Annotated in this window: 14 protein-coding genes; 8 read left to right on the top strand and 6 right to left on the bottom strand. The window is 65.1% G+C overall.

The genetic code is table 11. The features are described 5' to 3' along the window. Positions 1-12 precede the first annotated feature (12 nt). The 3 genes from GV001_RS15165 (at position 13) to GV001_RS15155 (ending at position 6,172) form a co-directional block, all read left to right on the top strand. On the top strand, positions 13-2,364 hold the full coding sequence (locus tag GV001_RS15165; protein ID WP_160081277.1) for an arylsulfatase: 2,352 nt from the start codon (positions 13-15) through the stop codon (positions 2,362-2,364). A 63-nt stretch (positions 2,365-2,427) separates the two neighbouring features. Then, positions 2,428-3,696: an OmpP1/FadL family transporter gene (locus tag GV001_RS15160; RefSeq protein WP_372238591.1), complete on the top strand. Its 1,269-nt coding sequence runs from the start codon at positions 2,428-2,430 to the stop codon at positions 3,694-3,696. Positions 3,697-4,045: 349 nt separating this feature from the next. Then, positions 4,046-6,172 carry a tetratricopeptide repeat protein gene (locus GV001_RS15155; protein ID WP_306108818.1) on the top strand — a complete coding sequence of 709 codons (2,127 nt, stop codon included), beginning with the start codon at positions 4,046-4,048 and terminating at the stop codon, positions 6,170-6,172. A gap of 55 nt (positions 6,173-6,227) precedes the next feature. On the opposite strand, the gene GV001_RS15150 is transcribed toward GV001_RS15155, so the two are convergent. Then, positions 6,228-7,028 carry an alpha/beta fold hydrolase gene (locus GV001_RS15150; protein WP_160081271.1) on the bottom strand — a complete coding sequence of 267 codons (801 nt, stop codon included), beginning with the start codon at positions 7,026-7,028 and terminating at the stop codon, positions 6,228-6,230. A 245-nt stretch (positions 7,029-7,273) separates the two neighbouring features. Between GV001_RS15150 and GV001_RS15145 the strand changes: the two genes are divergently transcribed. Further along, on the top strand, positions 7,274-7,819 hold the full coding sequence (locus GV001_RS15145) for a hypothetical protein (protein ID WP_160081269.1): 546 nt from the start codon (positions 7,274-7,276) through the stop codon (positions 7,817-7,819). A gap of 62 nt (positions 7,820-7,881) precedes the next feature. Here GV001_RS15145 and GV001_RS15140 read toward each other — a convergent pair whose 3' ends face one another. Beyond that, positions 7,882-8,535 (bottom strand): potassium channel family protein, encoded by a 654-nt coding sequence (locus GV001_RS15140; RefSeq protein WP_160081267.1) that lies wholly within the window; start codon positions 8,533-8,535, stop codon positions 7,882-7,884. 325 nt (positions 8,536-8,860) lie between these two features. Here GV001_RS15140 and GV001_RS15135 point away from each other — a divergent pair, with 325 nt between their 5' ends. Then, positions 8,861-10,927, top strand: coding sequence for a multicopper oxidase family protein (locus GV001_RS15135; RefSeq protein WP_160081265.1), 2,067 nt, complete (start codon positions 8,861-8,863; stop codon positions 10,925-10,927). Here the strand turns inward: GV001_RS15135 and GV001_RS15130 are convergent. Beyond that, entirely contained in the window at positions 10,818-11,879 is a 1,062-nt protein-coding gene (locus tag GV001_RS15130; protein ID WP_160081263.1) for a sterol desaturase family protein, read from the bottom strand. The two genes, GV001_RS15135 and GV001_RS15130, sit on opposite strands and share 110 nt — an antisense overlap. Before the next feature lie 71 nt (positions 11,880-11,950). Between GV001_RS15130 and GV001_RS15125 the strand changes: the two genes are divergently transcribed. Continuing rightward, entirely contained in the window at positions 11,951-12,556 is a 606-nt protein-coding gene (locus GV001_RS15125) for a Crp/Fnr family transcriptional regulator (protein ID WP_160081261.1), read from the top strand. Positions 12,557-12,607: 51 nt separating this feature from the next. Here the strand turns inward: GV001_RS15125 and GV001_RS15120 are convergent, their stop codons facing one another. The 3 genes from GV001_RS15120 to metH are packed head-to-tail and all read right to left on the bottom strand — an operon-like array spanning position 12,608 to position 17,432. After that, the gene (locus GV001_RS15120) at positions 12,608-13,129 is read right to left on the bottom strand and encodes an AAA family ATPase (protein WP_160081259.1); all 522 of its coding nucleotides are present in this window, start codon (positions 13,127-13,129) and stop codon (positions 12,608-12,610) included. After that, a complete protein-coding gene (gene pnuC, locus GV001_RS15115; protein ID WP_160081257.1) occupies positions 13,126-13,689 on the bottom strand; it encodes a nicotinamide riboside transporter PnuC in 564 nt (187 codons plus the stop codon). Before pnuC ends, GV001_RS15120 begins: the two co-directional genes overlap by 4 nt. 32 nt (positions 13,690-13,721) lie before the next feature. Then, positions 13,722-17,432, bottom strand: a complete 3,711-nt coding sequence (metH, locus tag GV001_RS15110) for a methionine synthase (RefSeq protein ID WP_160081255.1) — start codon at positions 17,430-17,432, stop codon at positions 13,722-13,724. Between the two features lie 161 nt (positions 17,433-17,593). On the opposite strand from metH, the gene GV001_RS15105 reads away from it, so the two are divergent. Both GV001_RS15105 and nfuA read left to right on the top strand, forming a co-directional pair. Then, on the top strand, positions 17,594-19,879 hold the full coding sequence (locus GV001_RS15105; RefSeq protein WP_160081253.1) for a fatty acid cis/trans isomerase: 2,286 nt from the start codon (positions 17,594-17,596) through the stop codon (positions 19,877-19,879). A gap of 99 nt (positions 19,880-19,978) precedes the next feature. Then, positions 19,979-20,563 carry a Fe-S biogenesis protein NfuA gene (gene nfuA, locus GV001_RS15100; RefSeq protein ID WP_160081252.1) on the top strand — a complete coding sequence of 195 codons (585 nt, stop codon included), beginning with the start codon at positions 19,979-19,981 and terminating at the stop codon, positions 20,561-20,563. Positions 20,564-20,612 lie beyond the last annotated feature (49 nt).

The following is a 20,612-nucleotide window of genomic DNA, read 5'->3' as shown; positions in this document are numbered from 1 at the left end:
AATGGAGTGATAATGATGCGACCGAGTCAGCTTGCTCGTCTGCTGGTCACCTTGCCTGTGCTGTACGCACCGTTTGCCAGCGCCCAGTCTGCCGGTCTGGATCGCAGCACATTGCCGATCGCCGAGCCTGAACGGCCGCTTTACAGCGAACTGGATGTGCGTGAAGCCAAGACCCCCGTACCCTTCAAGATCGAGGCCCCGGCCGACGCGCCCAACGTGGTGATCGTGCTGATCGACGACCTCGGCTTCGGCGCTACCAGCACCTTCGGCGGCCCGATCCAGACCCCGACCCTGGATGCCCTGGCCCAGGACGGCCTGCGCTACAACAACTTCCATACGACGGCATTGTGTTCGCCGACCCGTGCCGCGCTCAAGTCCGGGCGCAACCACCATACGGTGAACATGGGCTTTATCACCGAGTTCGGTACGGCCTTTCCGGGATATACCGGGCAAGTCCCCAATGCCACAGCGCCGCTGGCCGAAATGCTTCGTCTCAACGGCTACAGCACGGCCGCCTTCGGCAAGTGGCACGAGACTGCCGTCTGGGAAGCCGGCGTGTCCGGGCCTTTCGATCGCTGGCCGACCCATCAGGGCTTCGACAAGTTCTATGGTTTCATCGGTGGCGAGACCAATCAGTGGGCACCCTATCTCTATGACGGCGTTGCCCAGGTCGAATTGCCGGACGATCCCAACTACCACTTCATGACCGACATGACCGACAAGGCGGTGTCCTGGGTCAAGTATCAGAAGGCGCTGACGCCGAACAAACCCTTCTTCATGTATTTCGCTCCGGGTGCCGTGCACGCGCCGCACCATGCGCCCAAGGAGTGGATCGCCAAGTGGAAGGGCAAATTCGATCAGGGCTGGGACAAGATTCGCGAGGAGAGTCTGGCCCGGCAGATCGCCATGGGCGTGGTGCCGGCAGGCACTCAGCTGCCACCCAAACCCGCGGCGATCAAGGACTGGGACAAACTCTCGGCTGACGAGAAGCGATTGTTCACTCACCAGGCTGAAGTCTTCGCCGCCTTTCTTGATTACACCGACCATGAGATCGGTCGCATGCTCAAGGCCGTCGATGACACCGGCCAGGCCGACAATACCCTGGTGTTCTATATCGCCGGCGACAACGGCACCAGCGGCGAAGGTGGCGCCAATGGCACCTACAACGAGTACAGCTACTTCAACGGTGTGCAGGAAAGCGTGCCGGATATGCTCAAGCTGCTCGACAAGTGGGGCGGTCCGGAGACCTATCCGCACATGGCCGCTGGTTGGGCGGTGGCCTTCGATGCACCGTTCGGCTGGATGAAACAGGTGGCCTCGGACTTCGGTGGCACCCGCAACGGCCTGGTTGTGCACTGGCCCAAGGGCATCAAGGCCAAGGGTGAGGTGCGCAGCCAGTTCGGCCATGTGATCGATGTGGCGCCGACCATTCTCGAGGCAATCGGTTTGCCGGAACCCAAGGTGGTCAACGGCACACCGCAGATCCCCATGGAAGGCACCAGCCTGGCCTATAGCTTCGATGACGCCAAGGCGGAGGAGCGCCATACCACCCAGTACTTCGAGATCGCTGGTAACCGCGCCATTTACCACGAAGGCTGGTTTGCCCGCACCATCCACCGTGCACCCTGGGAATCAAAACCGCGTGCCGACCTGGCCAACGACACCTGGGAACTGTTCGATGTGCGCAAGGACTTCAGCCTGAGTAACGACCTGGCCGCGCAGCAGCCGGAAAAGCTCAAGGAGTTGCAGGCCCAGTTTCTGGTCGAGGCGCAGAAATATCATGTGCTGCCCCTGGACGACCGTCTGTTCGAGCGGGCCCTGGCCGAGAAGGTTGGGCGTCCGGATCTGATGGCCGGGCGTACCTCGCTGACCTTGGGCGAGGGCATGACCGGGATGCTGGAAAACGTCTTCATCAACGTGAAGAACAAGTCCAAGACCCTCAGCGCCGAGCTGGATATCCCCGAAGGCGGCGCCAACGGCACGGTGATCGCCCAGGGCGGGCGCTTCGGCGGCTGGTCGCTGTACGTCAAGGATGGGGTGCCGGCCTACGACTACAACTTTCTTGGCATGCAGCGCACCTCGATCCAGGCCAGCGAGCCGTTGCCGGCAGGCAAGGTCAAGCTGCGCTTCGAGTTCGCCTATGACGGTGGTGGCCTGGGCAAGGGCGGGCAGGGCACCCTGTATGTCAATGAGCAGAAGGTCGGCGAAGGCCGCCTCGAACACACCCAGCCGATTATCTTCTCCGCCGACGAGACCGCCGATGTCGGCATCGACCTCGGCACCCCGGTGGTCGAGGCCATTGGCAGCGAGCACCGTTCGGCCTTCACGGGTGGTATCGACAAGGTCACCGTGCAGGTGCACTGACTCGACGACTCCGGCGCCGCTGTCTGGCGCCGGAGCGACTCATTTCTTCCTGCATGGATGTGAATCATGACGCGCAATCTTCCCCTGAGCCTGCTGGCCTGTTTCGTTGCCCTGCCCATGCCGGCGCTGGCCGGCGGCTTGATGCTTTACGAAGTTGGCAGCGACAACGTCGGCCTGGCCAATGCCGGTGCGGCGGCGCGCGCGCAGGGGCCGGCTACCCTGGCCAGCAACGTGGCGGGCATGGCGCTGCTGTCCGGCACCCAGATCAGCGGCGGCGCCCAGCTGTTGCACGGCAACATGCGCTTCGATGTCGACAGCGGCAGCAATGTCGGCGGCGGTGACAGCGGCAATGCGGTGGAGTGGGTGCCAGGCGCCAGCCTGTTCGTCACCCACGCGCTGAGCGACGGCTGGTCGGTCGGTTTCGCCAGTTACGGTGACTTCGGCCTGAGCATCGACTACGAAGACGACTGGAGTGGCCGCTACTTCCTGCAGGACGGCGAGCTGATGGGCATGACCCTGATGCCCAGCCTGGCTTACCAGCTCAATGAACAGTGGGCCTTTGGTCTCGGTCTGCGCGCTTACTACGCCAGGCTGGGCAACCAGCTGGCGGTGAACAACCGCAACCCGCTGTTGGGCGATGGTCAGGCCGAATTCCAGGCCGATGACTGGAGCTATGGGGCCAACCTGGGAGCCATCTACTCGCCGCGTCCGGGCACCCGCCTGGGCCTGAGCTACACCAGCGAGATCGACATCGAGTTCAAGGACAAGCTTGACCTGGAGGGTATTGGTCCGCTGGCCATGGCGGCGCTGCAGAACCGTGGTGTGCTGGATGCCGACACCACGCTCGACATGCACATACCGCAGACGCTGACCTTCAGTGTCTATCACCAGCTGGATACCCAATGGGCCCTGCTGGCCAGTGCCAACTGGCAGGACTGGTCGCGCTTTGGCGAGGTGGGTATCGATCTGGACAGCAACCAGCCCCGCTCGGCGTCTGTGGATAGCAACTTCAAGGACACCTGGCATGTGTCGCTCGGCACCCAGTACCGTTTCGACCCGCGCTGGATGTGGAGTGCCGGTGTGGGCTACGACAGCTCGTCGGTGGATGATGAGGACCGCAGCGTGACCGTGCCGATGGCGGAGAACTGGCGTTTCGCTACCGGTCTGACCCATGCCCTGGACGAGCAGACCGAGCTCAACCTGAGCTATGTGCTCGTCTGGATGGGCGACATGCCGGTGAGCCAGGAAAAACCGAACGGCATCCGTGTTTCCGGCGGCTTCGACGACGCCTGGATCCAGGCCCTTAGCACCAGCGCTAGCTGGCGCTTCTAGTCCTGCGCTCCGCGCAGCCGCTGTGCCTTCAGGGGGCTCGCGCTAAGGGGGCTGAGGCAGCGAAGGCGGGGCCGCGCGTGCGCCGATCAGCTGTTGTTTCCCCATTAAATCCGTGCTGCTGGATGCCGCCTGATTTTCCCTGATCGGTGCTTTAGACTGCCCGGCTTCCTAACCGCAACAACGGATTGTGTGCATGCCTCCATTGTCTGGCCTCCTTTCATCGCTGCAGCATCCTCGCCGGTTTGCCCTGTGGCTGGCGCTGCTGGTGATTACGGCCGTTGCTTTGGCAGCTTTGGGCTGGTGGTGGCTGCGGCCACCAGTGCCCGCGCCGCTCGCCCCGGCGCAGTGGGTGGATGAGCAGCAATGCCAGACCTGCCATGCCGATGCGGTGAAGGCCTGGCAGGGCTCGCACCATCAGTTGGCCATGCAGCCGGCCACGGCTCGCACGGTGCTCGGTGACTTCGGTGCGGCGCCCCTGCAGAACGATGTCGAGAGCACGCAGTTTCGCCAGGCTGGCGATGAGTTCTGGATCAATACCCAGGGCGCGCATGGCCAGCGCGCCGACTTCAAAGTGGCCTATACCTTTGGCCTCGAACCCTTGCAGCAGTACCTGTTGGCGCTGCCCGACGGACGCCTGCAGGCCCATGTCGCGGCCTGGGATACCGATAAGCGGCGCTGGTTTAACCTCTACCCGAACCAGGCTGTCGACCATCACCATCCGCTGCACTGGAGCGCCAGCCAGCAGAACGCCAACGCCATGTGTATCGAATGCCATACCACGGGCTTTGCGCGTGGTTTCGATGCCGCTCAGCAGCGCTTTGCCAGTCGCTGGCAGGCCCTGGGCGTGGGCTGTCAGAGCTGTCATGGCCCGGCGTCCAATCACCTGCAGGAGGCCAGTGGTGAGCGCCCGGTGTCGGCCAATCACGGATTTGCGCTTGACCTGCGCAGTGCCGGCAACCAGGCCGAAGTGGAAACCTGTGCCCGCTGCCACAGCCGCCGCAGCCAGCTGGGTGGCGAGCCGGCGCCGGGCGCGCCGCTCTACGACGCCTATCTGCCTGCCGGCCTGAGCGCGCAGCTCTATGAGGTCGACGGCAAGATCAAGGAGGAAGTGTTCGAATACGGCTCCTTCGCCCAGAGCCGCATGCACGCTGCCGGGGTGCGTTGCTCCGATTGCCATGAACCCCACAGCGCCGAGTTGCGCCTGAGTGGCAATGCGGTCTGTACCCAGTGCCACAACCCCCAGGCCCAGCCACGTCGGGCCGCCATCCAGAGCAGCGGCCTGCGCAGCAAGGACTACGAAAGTCCGCTCCATCACCGCCATGCCACGACTTCGGCCGGTGCGCAGTGCAGCAGTTGCCATATGCCCGGCAAGTGGTACATGCAGGTCGACTACCGTCACGATCACAGTTTCTCGGTGCCCGATCCGGCGCAGGCGCAGGTTCTGGGGCACAGCGATGCCTGTCTGGGCTGCCATGTGCAGGACAAACCGCAGGTGATCATCCAGGCCTTCAATGACTGGTATGGCCAGCCAGAGCCTCGCGACGGCGGCTATGCCAGGGCCATGGCTGCCGCGCGTGCGGCCCGGCCAGGTGCTGCGCAGGGGTTGCACCAGCAGCTCGCGCGTCAGGATCTACCTGGGTTGCGCCGGGCGGCACTGCTCGCCGAGTTGCCGCGCTATCCCTCGACGGCAGCGCTCAATGCGGCGCAGCAAGGTCTGCGCGATCCTGATCCGGCTGTGCGTCTGGCGGCCGTCGAGGCTTTAGCGGCCTTGGCCGCGCCGCAACAACTGGCCCAGTTGCTACCTGCGTTGTTGACGGATGCGCGGCGAGCGGTGCGCCAGGTGGCGGCCTGGCAGCTGCTGCAGTTGCCTGGGTCACTGCGGCCCGTGGGCGGAGCCTGGCAAGCGGCCCTGAATGACTATGAGGCCAGTCAGCGCGCCCAGCTGGACCGTGCCGAGGCGTTGAGCAATCTGGCCAGCCTGTACCTGCTGACCGGGCGCGGCACGCAGGTGCGCAGTCTGTTGCACCAGACTCTGCAGCGCGATCCGCATTTCCATCCGGCGCGGGTGATGCTGGCGCAGGATCTGGAGCAGTCCGGGCTGACCAGGGCTGCGCTGGAGGAGCTGCAGGAAGGGGCGAGCGCCTATCCCCAGGACGCCTCCTTGCAGCACGCCCTTGGTCTGCTTCTGGTGCGTCAGGGCCAGAAAGACAAGGCACTGCAGGTGCTGGAACAGGCCGCCAGACTAGAGCCCGACAACAGCGAATATGCCTATGTCCTGGCCGTTGCCTGGCATGACAGCGGGCGTGCGGCAGAGGCCATCGAGCTGCTGCGGCAACAGCTGCAGGCTCACCCGGACAACCGCGCGGTGCGTATGGCACTGGCGGGCTACCTGGGGGCGCAGGGCCGCGATGACGAGGTGCAGGTTCTGCGCGCCGAGCTGAAAGCCATCAACCCCGACGATCCCCTGTTGCAGTGAAGCACCGGGCGTGACTGCCTGGCCTGTGCTGTTTGCGCTAATTCGGCGGCATTGCTCAGAGCCGTTGCAGAAAGCGCACGATGGCCTTGTCGACAATCTGCGGGTGGGTGACCGGCCCCATGTGGCCCAGCTCCTCGAACTGGCGCCGCTCTGCATGGGGCAACACCGGCAGCAGCAGTTCGGCCACGGCATGCGCCGAGTCTGGTGAATGCTTGCCGAGCAGATAGAGCACCGGCATCTCGAGCTGGGCAAAGGCTGCCAGTGGTGTGGGCTCGGTCAATAACGCATGGGCCCAGCGCCGCACGTTGCGCGTGGAGGCGGCGATCGCCGGTTTGCGTTGCTCCGGCATGTGCGCCCAGCTGCCGGCGCCCATCCAGTAATCGATAAAACACTCGGCGGCGCGTTCCGGCTGGCCCAGGTCCAGGGCGCTACTGGCTGCCGCCACGGTCGCGCGGATGCCATCGGCACGGTTGGGTGGCGGCGTCTGCGCCTCGATCAGGGCAAACAGGGTCGGCTCATACAGCACCAGGGCGCGCACCCGGCGCGGATGCTTGAGCGCGGCCAGCAGGGCGATGGCGGCGCCGTAGGAGTGGCCGATCAGGACGAAAGGGGAACCTGCCCGGGCCAGCACAGGTTCGATGAATTCGACTTCGTCGCGCAGACTGATGACCCGATCCGATTGCCAGTCCGGGCTTTTGCCCGAGCCGTATGAATCCGGTGCCAGAACATGGTGGGTAGGCGCCAGGCGCTCGCTCAGGTCGCGCCATTGGCTGGAGGTGCTGGCATTGGCGTGCAGGCAGACCACTGCGGGGCCGTGCCCGGCTTCTAACACGAAGGGCGCGTGGGAGTTGGGCATGGCGGCTTCCTGTGTCGGTGGACTGATGAAGGCAGCCTAGCAGTGATCACCGCTGAGCCCCGATAACTGTCGCATCAGGAGGCTGCACGGGTTCGCCGACGCGAGCTCATGCCCGCTGCAGTTGATGCGGCTCGCACAGAGAAATCGCTAGCCAGCCGGCAATTCCTTGTTTGCCGGCTCGCTTTTTCGACAGTCTGCAGTCAATCTTTGGCCCTTTCAGTCTTCGTCATTACAGGAGTACGACCATGAACAGGATTTCACCGCTGGCGATTACCTTGGCTTTTGCACTCGCCGCGCCGGCTGCTTTCGCCGACGAAGCGGCAAGCGATTCGAGCACGATCAAGGACTCCGCCAAGGCGGCCGTATCCACGGCGATTACCGCCGGCAAGAACCTGCTGGGTGGCGTGTCTGACGGCGTTACCGAAGGTCGCGTGGAAGCCCAGGGCGCCGATGGCTCGATCGTCGTCTCCAGCCTGGAGCAGCTCGATGGCCAGGTCAGCGTGCAGCTGCTCAAGGTCGAGACTGCCGAAGGTGGCAACCTGAACGCCCTGCTGGGGTTCAAGAACACCACTGACAAACCGCTGCGCCTGATCAACTTGCGCATGACCGGCGCCCTGCTGGCCATCGACCAGGAGGGTTATTCCAGTGCGCCATTGCCGGGCCTGGTCAACCCGGATGACGTGACCATTCCGGCGAAGACCGGCGTGCGGCAGAAATTCGTCTTCGAAGGGCCGGTCGAGGGCGTGCAGTCGATCCGTCTGTGGGGGCGCGATTTCGAGGTGAAGAAGTAACCCCGCCCATCCGGCAAGAAAAAGCCCGCATCTGCGGGCTTTTTTGTTCCGGTGAGAAGGTTTCAGCGCTTGATCACTGACAGGCCGATCAGCCGTGACACCACCAGCGCCAGGTACATGACCCCGGCGAATTCCTCGATCATCACCAGCGAGCGGGCCATGGGCGTCACCGGCACGATATCGCCCAGGCCGACGCCGGAGAGGGTGGTGAAGCTGAGGAACAGCAGTTCCATCCAGGTCCGCGCCGCCTGTGGCTCGACCATCGCCGTGAAGCTGCCCGGCAGCAGCAGTTGGCAGAAGGTGAACAGGTGGGCGAAGGCCCAGGCCAGCAGGGTGAAGGTCGCACCGACCGCGTACAGCTCGTCGGTGGTGGCGTGCTGGTCCGCGTTCATATAGGCGATCAGGCTGGCCGCCGCATAGAAGTAGAAGGCGGCTTCCAGGATGGCGATCAGCCATTCCAGTACGGGGCTGGGCATCAGGATGTCGAGCGACGACAGCGCCAGCACCAGCACGGCCAGCAACACGGCGACCCAGGTCTGCGTCGGGCTGCGCTTGACCACATGCAGGGCCAGGCCCAGCACCACCAGGCCGAAGGCACCGAACAGCGCACGGCCGATCTGGGTGTCTTCCATCCAGGGGTAGAGCAGCACGCCGAGCAGCTGGACGAACAGCAGGCCGGCAGAGGGATGAAGGCGGATATAGGTGATGGGCGACATGGGCTTCCTTGACGAAGGTTTACAAGAACCAAGTAGTGCCGTGTACGGTTAGAAGCGACCAGCGGAAAAAAAGTGGCGAAATGACTGACTAAGCTTCAATTGCTGGCGAATTGATCGCACAGCGCTGATTTGTGGTCCATGCAGCAGTATTTCTCGAACAGCATCGCATTTATGCGGGTGGTCTTCAGGTACGGCGGTGGCTCAAGGAGGACAAGGAACGTTGTGCGGCAGCGTGTCGTGTGCAACCTGAAAGTGGATGCCTTCGACGAATTGATGGACGGTCCAAGTGGCAGTTCAGGCAATTTGACGCATGGAGGTTCGCATCATGTTCACACGGCGTACATTCCTGAAATATACCGGCGGCACGGTCCTTACGCTGTTCGCGGTCAACCGCTTCGGCGTGCCGGTGGCGATCGCCCAGATCCCCGGCGGTTCCCTCGATCCCGGCGTGGTGCCCAAGTTCCAGACGCCTTTGCTGATTCCGCCGGTGATGCCCAAGGCGGCGCTGTTCACCCAGTTTGGCGGCAAGCGGGTCGATTATTACGAGATTGCGCTCAGGCAGCTCAGCCAGCAGATACTCCCCGCCGGCCTGCCCGCCACTACGGTCTGGGGTTATGGTGCCGTGGCGGCCGGCAGTAAGAGAGGCTTGCGGCTGCACAATGCGCCCTCGCTGACCATCGAGGCCACCTGGAACACCCCGGTGCGGGTGAAGTGGATCAATGACCTCAAGGACGCCGCCGGTAACTTCCTGCCCCACCTGCTGCCCGTCGACCCCACCCTGCACTGGGCCAACCCGCCCGGCAGCACCGCCGGCCGCGACACACGCCCGACCTTCAGTAGCACGCCCGCGCCCTACACCGGGCCGGTGCCGATGATCACCCATGTGCACGGCGCAGTCGGCGTCGGCGACGAGAGCGACGGCTATGCCGAGGCTTGGTATCTGCCCGATGCCAGCAACATTCCGGCGGACTTCGCTCGTGAAGGCAGCTGGTACGAATTCTTCGCCGGCAAGGCGCTGGCCAAGTTCGGCGAGACCTGGGGACCGGGCTTCGCCACCTTCCAGTACCCGAACACCAACCGCGCCTCGACCCTCTGGTATCACGACCACACCCTGGGCATGACCCGCCTGAACGTCTACGCTGGGCCGGCCGGTTTCTACCTGGTCCGTGGTGGCCCGGCCGGCGACGCTGCGGTACTCGACACGCGTTCCGGCACCCCGGCGCTGCTGCCGGGGCCGGCGCCCAAGGCGAACGACAAGTTCCCACCGAACAAGAGCTATTACGAGATCCCCGTGGCGATCCAGGATCGCTCCTTCAACGCCGACGGCTCGCTGTTCTACCCGGATTCCCGTGCATTTTTCGACGACATCGCCGGCCCCTTTATTCCGGATAGCGACATCTCGCCGCTGTGGAACCCCGAGTTCTTCGGCAACATGCTGATGGTCAACGGCACTACCTGGCCCTTCCACACCGTCGAGCAGGTGCGCTACCGCCTGCGCATGCTGAACGGCTGCCAGTCGCGCTTCCTGATCCTCGACTTCAATGCCATCCCCGGGGTGGAGGTCTGGCAGATCGGCAACGAGGGTGGCTTCCTCGCCGCGCCGGTGAACCTCAGCGCCGACCATGGCAACCGCCTGCTGATGGGGCTGGCGGAGCGGGCCGACCTGATCGTCGACTTCGGCCAGGTGCCGCCGGGCAACTACGTCCTCGGCAATGTCGGGCCGGACGAACCCTTTAGCGGTGGTGAACCGGGTGACGACTTCGATATGGCCGACCCGGACACCACCGGCCAGGTCATGCAGTTGCGTGTGGTGCCGGCGGTGGCGGCCGATCCGAGCACGCCGCCACAGTTCCTGCAGTTGCCGGCGATCACGCCGCTAGCGGCGGAAACCTTCACCCGCCGACTGGTACTGCTCGAGGAGATGTCGGCCTTCTTCGCCGACGCGCCAGCCGAAGCATTGCTCGGCACCCTGGCGGGCGATCCGGCCGAGGCCCCGGTCGCGTGGAGCAAGCACCTGTGGATGGAGCCGGTCAGCGAGAACCCGGCCCTCGGCGCGACCGAGGCCTGGGAGCTGTACAACGCCACCGGCGATGCCCACCCGATGCACATCCACGAGGTGGTGTTCGAAGTCATCGATCGGCAGGACATCTTCGTCGACGAGCAGGCCGAGACGGTCCAACTCGCTCCCGGCTCGCTGCCGACCCCGGCCGAGCCCTGGGAGACCGGCTTCAAGGATACCGTCATCGCCTATCCCGGCCAGGTCACGCGCCTGCGCGCGCAGTTCAACACGCCCGGCCAGTTCGTCTGGCACTGCCACATTGTCGAGCACGAAGACAACGAGATGATGCGCCCATACCGCATCGGGCCGCATCAGCCGGGGCAGCCGGGTTAGGGCGGGTAATCCTGGGGGGGGGTGGGCGATCGGCTGCAGTTCTGCCGATCGCCTGCCTTCCCGGAGCTTCGTGCGCACATCGACCCATTACCCAGCAAAGGCTGGGCAGTAGCGGCTCCAGGGGGTAGCCGAGCAGGCCGCGAAAATCGTGCTCGCCAGGCTGCTCGGCGCTGGCCGCTACGCCCAGCGCAACAGGTTCGCCGCCGCGCCAGCGGAAGGTGCCGAACAGCTGGTCCCACAGCGGCAGGGCGGTGCCGAAGTTCAGTGCCTCGTCCACGTTGACGCTGTGATGCCAGCGGTGCAGTTCGGCGCTGCCGATCAGGTAGTTCAGCCAGCCCAGGGTGCCGCGGCTGTTGGCGTGGGTGGCGAACGACTGGGTCTGACTGAACAGCCCGGCCAGGGCGATGGCCAGCGGATCGAAGCCCAGCAGCCAGAGCGGCAGCACATGCACGCTCTTGCGCAACAGCAGATCCAGCGGATGGGTGGTGAAGTTGTTGGTCACATTCAGCGCGCCGGGCCGATGATGGACGAAATGCACGCGCCACAACCAGCCGCCGCGGTGCTTGAGGCGGTGCAGCCAGTAGTCGCCGAACTCGCCGAGCAGGGCCGCCAGCGGTACCGCCAGCCATAGCGGCAGCGCGCCGGCGGGGCCGGCGCCGGGCGCGTTGAGGTACATGACCAGGCCACGGATCAGCAGGTCGGCCAGCGCGTCGGCGCCCAGCAGGGCGATGGCGAACAGGGCGTCGCGGTGGCGATCCGCGGGGTGCGCGCGCCAGTCTTCGCGGTAGGGCCAGCGCCATTCCCAGAAGGCGAACCAGGCCAGCACCAGCAGCAGGCCGCCGAGCAACAGCGGCATGCTGCCCCAGTTCAGTTGCAGTGCCAGCGCGGCCCAGCCGGCCGCCAGCAGCAGGGCGCCGAGGTGGGCCCAGTTGAGCGGAGGGAGAGTGTGCATGTGAGCTGTCTTCCATTGTGCGGTGATGCTAGTTTTCGCCTCCCGTCCTGCGCCTGCATTAACCTGGGTTTATGAGCGACACCTCTCTGTACGATTGCCTGGCCTGTGCGCCGCACCTGCTGGGCCAACTCGACCGTCATCCGCAACTGGCCGCGCGCTGGCAGACCCTGCCACGCCGCGAGTACGCGGCCGGCCAGCCCTTGCTTAAGGCCGGCCAGGCGGTCGAGCGGGTCTGGTTCGTCGCCTGTGGCCTGGTGCGGGTGGCGCACCTGTCGGCGCAGGGCGTCGAGCGTAACGCCGCCTTCCATGCCGAAGGCAGCTGGGTCGGCTGGGGCACGCCGCCCTTTGCCACGACCAGTCCGGTGGATATCTTCGCCCTGGAGCCGACCCAGGTGCTGGAGCTGGGCTATGCCGAGCTGCGCCTGTGGCAGGCCGAACTGCCGTTGGTGCAGGAGCTGCTCAGCGACGCCATTCGCGCCGTGCTGGCCCGTAGCGCCCAGCGCGAGGCCGAGCTCCTGTTGCTGGACGCCGAGGCCCGCTATCGGGCCTTCCTCGAACAGCGCGGCGAGCTGGCCGAGCGCATCCCGCTGCACCATGTGGCGAGCTATCTGGGCATCACCAATGTGGCGTTGTCGCGCATTCGCGCGCGGATGGGGGTGGTGCGGGGGCGCCGCTGATACGTTGTGATGCAGCGAGCTGAACGGCTGCTGGGGCCGGTGTTCGCAGTTTTAGCCGAGCAGTCGGCGTACCTGTTCGATGACCTGAGTCTCGCGCTGTAGCCAGTCGCCGCCGACTTCCGTCCAGGGGCGTGCATGCCGCAGCAACCAGTCGCGGCAGTCCTGGTGAAAGCGCTGACGCTCGGTCAGTTGCGGCTGGCAGCGCTGGCCATCGTCGTGCCAGTCCACGTCCTGCGGCGAGAGCAGCAGGTGCAGGTGGTAATGGCGCTGCAGCAGCTCTGCTTCGAGCCAGTCCGGGCAGGCGCCGAACAGGGTCTGGCTCCAGAGGATATTGCTCAGCAGGTGAGTGTCGAGGATCAGCAGTGCAGGTTTCTGGGCGCGGGCTGCATCTTCCCAGGCCAGCTGGCCGCGGGCGATGGCCGGGATATCCGTCAGACGGGTGTCGCGGCGCTCCTGGTCGATGAAATGGCGCACGTACTCGCCGACCAGCAGGCCGCCGAAGTGCCGCTGCAGGCGTTCGGCGAGAAAGGTCTTGCCGCTCGACTCGGGACCGGTGAGCACCACGACTTTCATGCGGTCTGCAGCCGCGTGGCGCGCCATTCGCGCAGGCCGAGCAGCGCCAGAGCAGTGAAGGCGGCATAGAGTCCGGCGGTCAGCCAGTAGCCCTGGAAGCCGAAGAAGCCGACATAGAGCACATCGACCAGAATCCACAGCACCCAGCATTGCCAGCGCTTGAGCGCCATCCACAACTGGGCGAGCAGGCTGAAGGCGGTGAGCAGGGCGTCCGGCCAGGGGTAGACGGCTTCGGTGAAGCTCTGCATGGCCAGCCCCAGAGCCAGCCCGCTGACCAGCGCCGCGCCCAGGCCCAGGGTGACCTCCTGGCTGCTGGCCTGGCTGATCGGGCGCCGCCCGCTGTCGTCCAGGCCCTGGCGCCATTGCCACCAGCCGTACAGCTGCATGGCGGCGAACACGCCGTGCAGCAGCACCAGCGAGTACAGGCGGGCGTCGAGGAAGAACCAGGCGTAGAGCAGCACCATCACCAGGCCGATGGGCCAGCACAGCGGATTCTGCCGCACGGTCAGCCAGACGGAGGTGATGCCCAGGGCGGAGGCGATGAGTTCGAGTGGCGTCATAAAGGGAAGGGGCGCATGGCGCCCCTGTGCCGTCAGTCGTCGTAGCCGAGGTTCGGCGCCAGCCAGCGCTCGCTGACCGCCAGCTCCTGGCCCTTGCGTGCGGTGTAGCTGTCCACCTGATCCTTGTCCACCTTGCCCACGGCGAAGTACTGCGCCTCGGGGTGGGCGAAGTACCAGCCGCTGACGGCGGCCGCCGGGAACATGGCGTAGTGCTCGGTGAGGAACACGCCGCTATGGCCGGCCTGGTTGAACTCGGCCGCGGGGTCGAGCAGGGTGAACAGGGTGGCCTTCTCGGTGTGGTCCGGGCAGGCCGGGTAGCCGGGGGCCGGACGGATGCCCTTGTAGGCTTCCTTGATCAGCTCCTCGTTGGAGAGCTGCTCGTCCTGGGCATAACCCCAGTAATTTTTGCGCACCTGTTCGTGCAGCCACTCGGCGCAGGCTTCGGCCAGGCGGTCGGCCAGGGCCTTGACCATGATCGAGTTGTAGTCGTCGCCGGCTTCCTGGTAGGCCTTGGCCACTTCTTCGGCGCCGATGCCGGCGGTGGTGATAAAGCCGCCGACGTAATCGGTCACGCCGCTGTCCTTGGGCGCGACGAAGTCGGCCAGGGACAGGTTGGGCTTGCCGTCCGGCTTGATGGTCTGCTGGCGCAGGTGGTGCAGCTTGGCCAGCGGTTGGCCGTCGTCGCCGTAGACCTCGATGTCGTCGTGGTCGACCTGGTTGGCCGGCCAGAAGCCGAACACCGCGCGGGCGCTGATCAGCTTCTCGTCGATCAGCTTCTTCAGCATCGCCTGGGCATCGGCATACAGCGCGGTGGCGGCTTCGCCCACCACTTCATCGGTGAGGATGCGCGGGAACTTGCCGGCCAGGTCCCAGGAGATGAAGAACGGCGTCCAGTCGATGTACTCGGCCAGGGTGGCCAGGTCGATGTCGTCCAGCACTTTCACACCGGTGAAGCTCGGCTTGCTGGCCTGGTAGCCGGCCCAGTCGAACTTCGGCTTGTTGGCCACGGCGGCGGCGTAGGGCAGGCGCTCGGTGCGCGCGCTGCGTGCGGCGGTGCGTTCGCGCACTTCCACGTACTCGGCGCGGGTCTTCTCGACGAAGCCGGCTTTCAGTTCCTTGGACAGCAACTGGGTGGCCACGCCGACCGCGCGCGAGGCGTCGGTGACGTAGACCACCGCATCGTTCTGGTACTTGGGCTCGATCTTCACCGCCGTGTGGGCTTTGGAGGTGGTGGCGCCACCGATCATCAGCGGCAGGCTGAAGCCCTGGCGCTGCATCTCGCGGGCGACATGCACCATCTCGTCCAGCGACGGAGTGATCAGGCCGGACAGGCCGATGATGTCGCACTTCTCGGCTATGGCCGTCTGCAGAATCTTCTCCGCCGGCACCATCACGCCCAGGTCGACGATGTCGTAACCGTTACAGCCGAGCACCACGCCGACGATGTTCTTGCCGATGTCGTGCACGTCGCCCTTCACTGTAGCCATGAGGATCTTGCCCTTGGCTTCCGGCTTGTCGCCTTTCTCGGCTTCGATAAAGGGGATCAGGTGGGCCACGGCCTGCTTCATCACGCGGGCGGACTTGACCACCTGGGGCAGGAACATCTTGCCGGCACCGAACAGGTCGCCGACCACGTTCATGCCGCTCATCAGTGGGCCTTCGATGACTTCGATGGGGCGCGCGCATTGCTGGCGGCACTCCTCGGTGTCTTCGACGATAAAGGCGGTGATGCCCTTGACCAGCGCGTGCTCCAGGCGCTTGTCGACGGGCAGGGCGCGCCAGGCTTCGTCCTCGACTTCCTTGACGCTGCCGTCGCCGCGGTAGTTGTCGGCGATGGCCAGCAGAGCCTCGGTGCCGTTGGGTGTGCGGTTGAGCACCACGTCCTCGACCTTGTCGCGCAGCTCGGCCGGGATCTCGTCGTAGATCTCCAGTTGGCCGGCGTTGACGATGCCCATGGTCAGGCCGTTCTGGATCGCGTGGTAGAGGAATACCGAGTGGATCGCCTCGCGCACCGGGTTGTTGCCGCGGAAGGAGAACGACACGTTGGACACACCGCCCGAGCTCAGGGCGTAGGGCAGGTGGTCGCGGATATAGGCGCAGGCTTCGATGAAGTCCACGGCGTAGTTGTTGTGCTCTTCGATGCCTGTGGCGACGGCGAAGATATTCGGGTCGAAGATGATGTCTTCCGGCGGGAAGCCCACTTCGTTGACCAGAATGTCGTAGCTGCGCTGGCAGATCTCGCGCTTGCGGGCGGCGGTATCGGCCTGGCCGACTTCGTCGAAGGCCATCACCACCACGGCGGCGCCGTAGCGCTTGCACAGCTTGGCGTGGTGCTTGAACTGCTCGACGCCTTCCTTCATCGAGATCGAGTTGACGATGCCCTTGCCCTGGATGCATTTCAGGCCGGCTTCGATCACTTCCCACTTGGAGGAGTCGATCATGATCGGCACACGGGAGATGTCCGGCTCACCGGCGATCAGGTTGAGGAACTTGACCATGGCTGCCTGGGAATCGAGCATCCCTTCGTCCATGTTGATGTCGATCACCTGGGCGCCGGCCTCGACCTGCTGCAGGGCGACTTCCAGGGCTTCGGTGTAGTTCTCTTCGCGGATCAGCCGGGCGAACTTGGCCGAGCCGGTGATGTTGGTGCGCTCGCCGACGTTGACGAACAGCGAGTTGCGGTCGATGGTGAACGGCTCCAGGCCGGACAGGCGGCAGGCCTTGGGGATGTCCGGAATCACACGCGGCTTGTACTTGACCACCGCCTCGGCAATCGCCTGGATGTGCGGCGGGGTGGTGCCGCAGCAGCCGCCGATGATGTTCAAGAAGCCAGAGGCGGCGAACTCTTCGACCACTGCTGCCATCTCGGCCGGGGTCTCGTCGTATTCGCCAAAGGCGTTCGGCAGGCCGGCGTTGGGGTGGGCGGACACATGGGTGTCGGCCTTGGTCGACAGCTCTTCCAGGTAAGGACGCAGATCCTTGGCGCCGAGGGCACAGTTCAACCCTACGGAGATCGGCTTGGCGTGTGCCACCGAGTTCCAGAAGGCCTCGGTGGTCTGCCCCGACAGGGTGCGGCCGGAGGCGTCGGTGATGGTGCCGGAAATCATGATCGGCAGTTCGACGTTGTCGTCCTCGAACACCTGCTGCACGGCGAAGATCGCGGCTTTGGCGTTGAGGGTGTCGAAGATGGTCTCGATCAGGATCAGGTCGGCGCCGCCCTCGATCAGGCCGCGGGTGGCCTCGACGTAGTTTTCCACCAACTGGTCGAAGGTGACGTTGCGGTAGCCGGGGTCGTTGACGTCCGGGGAAATCGAGCAGGTGCGACTGGTAGGACCGAGCACGCCGGCGACGAAGCGCGGCTTGTCCGGGGTTTCCAGGGTCTTGGCATCGGCCACTTCACGGGCCAGGCGCGCGCCCTCGACGTTCAGCTCATAGACCAGCGATTCCATGCCGTAGTCGGCCTGGGACACCTGGGTGGCGTTGAAGGTGTTGGTTTCCAGGATGTCGGCGCCGGCGTCCAGGTAGGCCTTCTCGATGGCCTGGATTACGTCCGGGCGGCTGAGCAGCAGCAGGTCGTTGTTGCCCTTCACGTCGCTCGGCCAGTCGGCAAAGCGCGTGCCACGGTAGTCCGCCTCTTCCAGCTTGTAGCTCTGGATCATGGTGCCCATGCCGCCATCGAGGATCAGGATGCGCTCGGAAAGGGCCTTCTGCAGGGCTTGGAGGCGGGCGTTGCGATCGGACATGGGGAACTACCTGGAGAGAGCGGAAACAGAGGCGGCGATGATAGCAAAGCTGCATGGTTTTTCCGCACGTTGAGCATTCTCATGAATTTTGCTCATGTTAAAGGCTCTCTTTGCCAGGCTGGTGGCGCTAGAATCGCCATCCGCACACACAGGACAGGCTTATGTCGCGCCAGGGACTTGCTGCACTTTTCTTCGCTTTCATCCTGGCCGGCCCTGCCGGCGCCAGCCAGGCGGTGTCCTACAGCCGCGATATCCAGCCGATCCTCACGCAGAAGTGCGTGGCCTGCCACGCCTGCTACGACGCGCCGTGCCAGCTCAATCTGGGCAGCGGCGAGGGTGTGCTGCGCGGGGCGAGCAAGCTGCCGGTGTATGACGGTGGGCGGACCAAGGCGCAGGCCACCACCCGCCTGTACTTCGATGCACATGGCGAAGCGGCCTGGCGCAGCAAGGGCTTCGAGTCGGTGCTGGATGCCCAGGGCGGCCAGGCCGCACTGATGGCGCGCATGCTGGAGCTGGGCCGTAGCAACCCGCCCACGCCGAATGCCAAGCTGCCGGCCGAGCTGGATATCTCCATCGGCCGCGACAACCAGTGCCCGCTGCCGGGCGAGTTCGCCGCCTACCAGAAGCAATTCGCCCATGCCGGCATGCCGTTCGCCGTGGCGGGTCTCAGCGACGGCGAATACGCCACCCTGCAGCAGTGGCTGAAACAGGGCGCGCCGGTGGATGAGCAGGCGCTGCAGCCTTCTGCGGCCGAGCAGCAGCAGATCGCCGCGTGGGAGAACCTGCTCAACGCGGCGGGTGCCCGCGAGGCGCTGGTCGGCCGCTGGCTGTTCGAGCATCTGTTCCTCGCCCACCTGTATTTCGAAGGCGGCGAGGCGGGGCATTTCTTCCAGCTGGTGCGCTCGCGCACGCCCAGCGGCCAGCCGATCGATGCGATCGCCACCCGGCGACCCAACGAAGACCCGGGCACCCAGGTGTACTACCGCCTGTGGCCGATCCAGGGCGTAATCGTGCACAAGACCCACATCACCTATCCGCTCAGCGCGAAGAAGCTCGCGCGGGTCAACGAACTCTTCTACGGCACCGACTGGACGGTCGATGCGGTGCCCGGCTATGGCGCCCAGCGGCGGGAAAACCCCTTCGAGACCTTCGCCGCCATCCCGCCCCAGGCGCGCTACCAGTTCATGCTGGATAACGCCGAGTACTTCGTGCGCACCTTTATTCGCGGCCCGGTGTGCCGCGGGCAGATCGCCACCGACGTGATTCGCGACAACTTCTGGGCGTTGTTCCAGGCCCCCGAGCGCGACCTCTACCTCACCGATGCCGAGTACCGCGCCGAGGCCACGCCGCTGCTGGCCATGCCCGGGCAGTTCGACGAGATCGGCGACCTGCTGGGGCTGTGGCGCAGTTACCGCAACAAGCGCAACCAGTACGAGGACCTGCGCCAGCAGGCCTATGCCGATGCGCCGGCGCCCAGCTGGTCGAGCATCTGGGCCGGCAACGACAACGCGCTGCTGTCGGTCTTCCGCCAGCGCGACAGCGCCTCGGTGCGCAAGGGCCTGATCGGTGAGATCCCGCAGACCCTGTGGCTGCTGGATTACCCGCTGTTCGAGCGCACCTACTACCAGCTGGTGGTCAACTTCGATGTGTTCGGCTCGGTCTCGCACCAGGCGCAGACCCGCCTGTACTTCGACCTGATCCGCAACGGCGCCGAGCTGAACTTCCTCCGCCTGTTGCCGGCCGAGTCGCGCCAGGCCTACCTGGACGACTGGTACCAGAGCAGCGGCAAACTGAAGATGTGGCTGACCTATGTGGATGCCGACCTGCACACGCCGACGGCCCTCAAGCTCGAAGGTAGTGACCCCAAGCGCGTGTTTGCCGAAGCCTTGCTGGAGCGCTACGCCGACCTCAATGCGCGGCCCGACCCGATCAATCGCTGTGCCGCGGGCGACTGCTACCGGCGGCACTTGCCGGCAGGGCTGCAGGATGCCGAGCAGGCGCTCAGCCGTCTGACCGGCAAGCCGGCGGCGGGGCTCAAGGTGATCGACCAGTTGCCGGAAGCCAGCCTGCTGCGCGTCGAGCTGGCCGGTGGCCAGCGCGAGATCTACAGCCTGCTGCGCAACCGCGCGCACAGCAACGTGGCGTTTATCGCCGGTGAGTCGCTGCGCTACCAGCCGGGGCTGGATACCCTGACCGTCTACCCCGGCGTGCTGACCAGCTACCCGAACTTCCTGTTCAATGTGCCGGTGGCCGAGGTGCCGACCTTTGTCGCCGAGCTGGAGCAGGTCCGCGATCAGCTGGCGTTCGACAGGCTGGTCGAGCGCTGGGGCATTCGCCGCAGCCACCCCGAGTTCTGGCGCTATTTCCACGACCTGTCGGCCTATATCCGCGAGACCGAGCCCATGGAGGCCGGTGTGCTGGACATGAACCGCTACCAGAACCTGTGACACGTCCCGCCGGGGCGGGAATTATTCCTACCAATTTGGTGGGACTTTATCGATGCAACTGACTGGCGTACACTGCGCCCATGTTTGCGAGGAGTTGCCATGAGCGCCATTACCATTACCGATGCGGCCCACGATTACCTGGCTGATCTGCTGAGCAAGCAGAGCACTCCGGGCATCGGCATCCGCGTGTTCATCACCCAGCCGGGCACCCAGTACGCGGAAACCTGCATCGCCTACTGCAAGCCGGGCGAGCAGAAGCCGGAAGACACCGCAGTCGGTCTCGCCAGCTTCACCGCCTGGATCGACGCGGTCAGCGAACCGTTCCTCGAAGACGCCGTGGTCGACTATGCCACCGACCGCATGGGCGGCCAGCTGACCATCAAGGCGCCGAACGCCAAGGTGCCGATGGTCAACGAAGACAGCCCGATCACCGAGCGCATCAACTACTACCTGCAGACCGAGATCAACCCGGGGCTGGCCAGCCACGGCGGTCAGGTCAGCCTGGTCGACGTGGTCGAGGAGGGCATTGCCGTGCTCAAGTTCGGCGGTGGTTGCCAGGGCTGCGGCCAGGCCGACTACACCCTCAAGGAAGGCATCGAGAAGACCCTGCTCGAGCGTATTCCCGAGCTCAAGGGCGTGCGCGACGTGACCGACCACAGCAACCGCGAGAACGCCTACTACTGATCGGGGCGCCTCGGCGCCAGGCCAGTGCAAGGCAAGACAAGGCGACTTC

The sequence above is a fragment of the Pseudomonas sp. 8AS genome (assembly GCF_902506505.1).
Classification (GTDB): Bacteria; Pseudomonadota; Gammaproteobacteria; order Pseudomonadales; family Pseudomonadaceae; genus Aquipseudomonas.
This window is presented reverse-complemented; position numbering and strand designations above follow the sequence as displayed.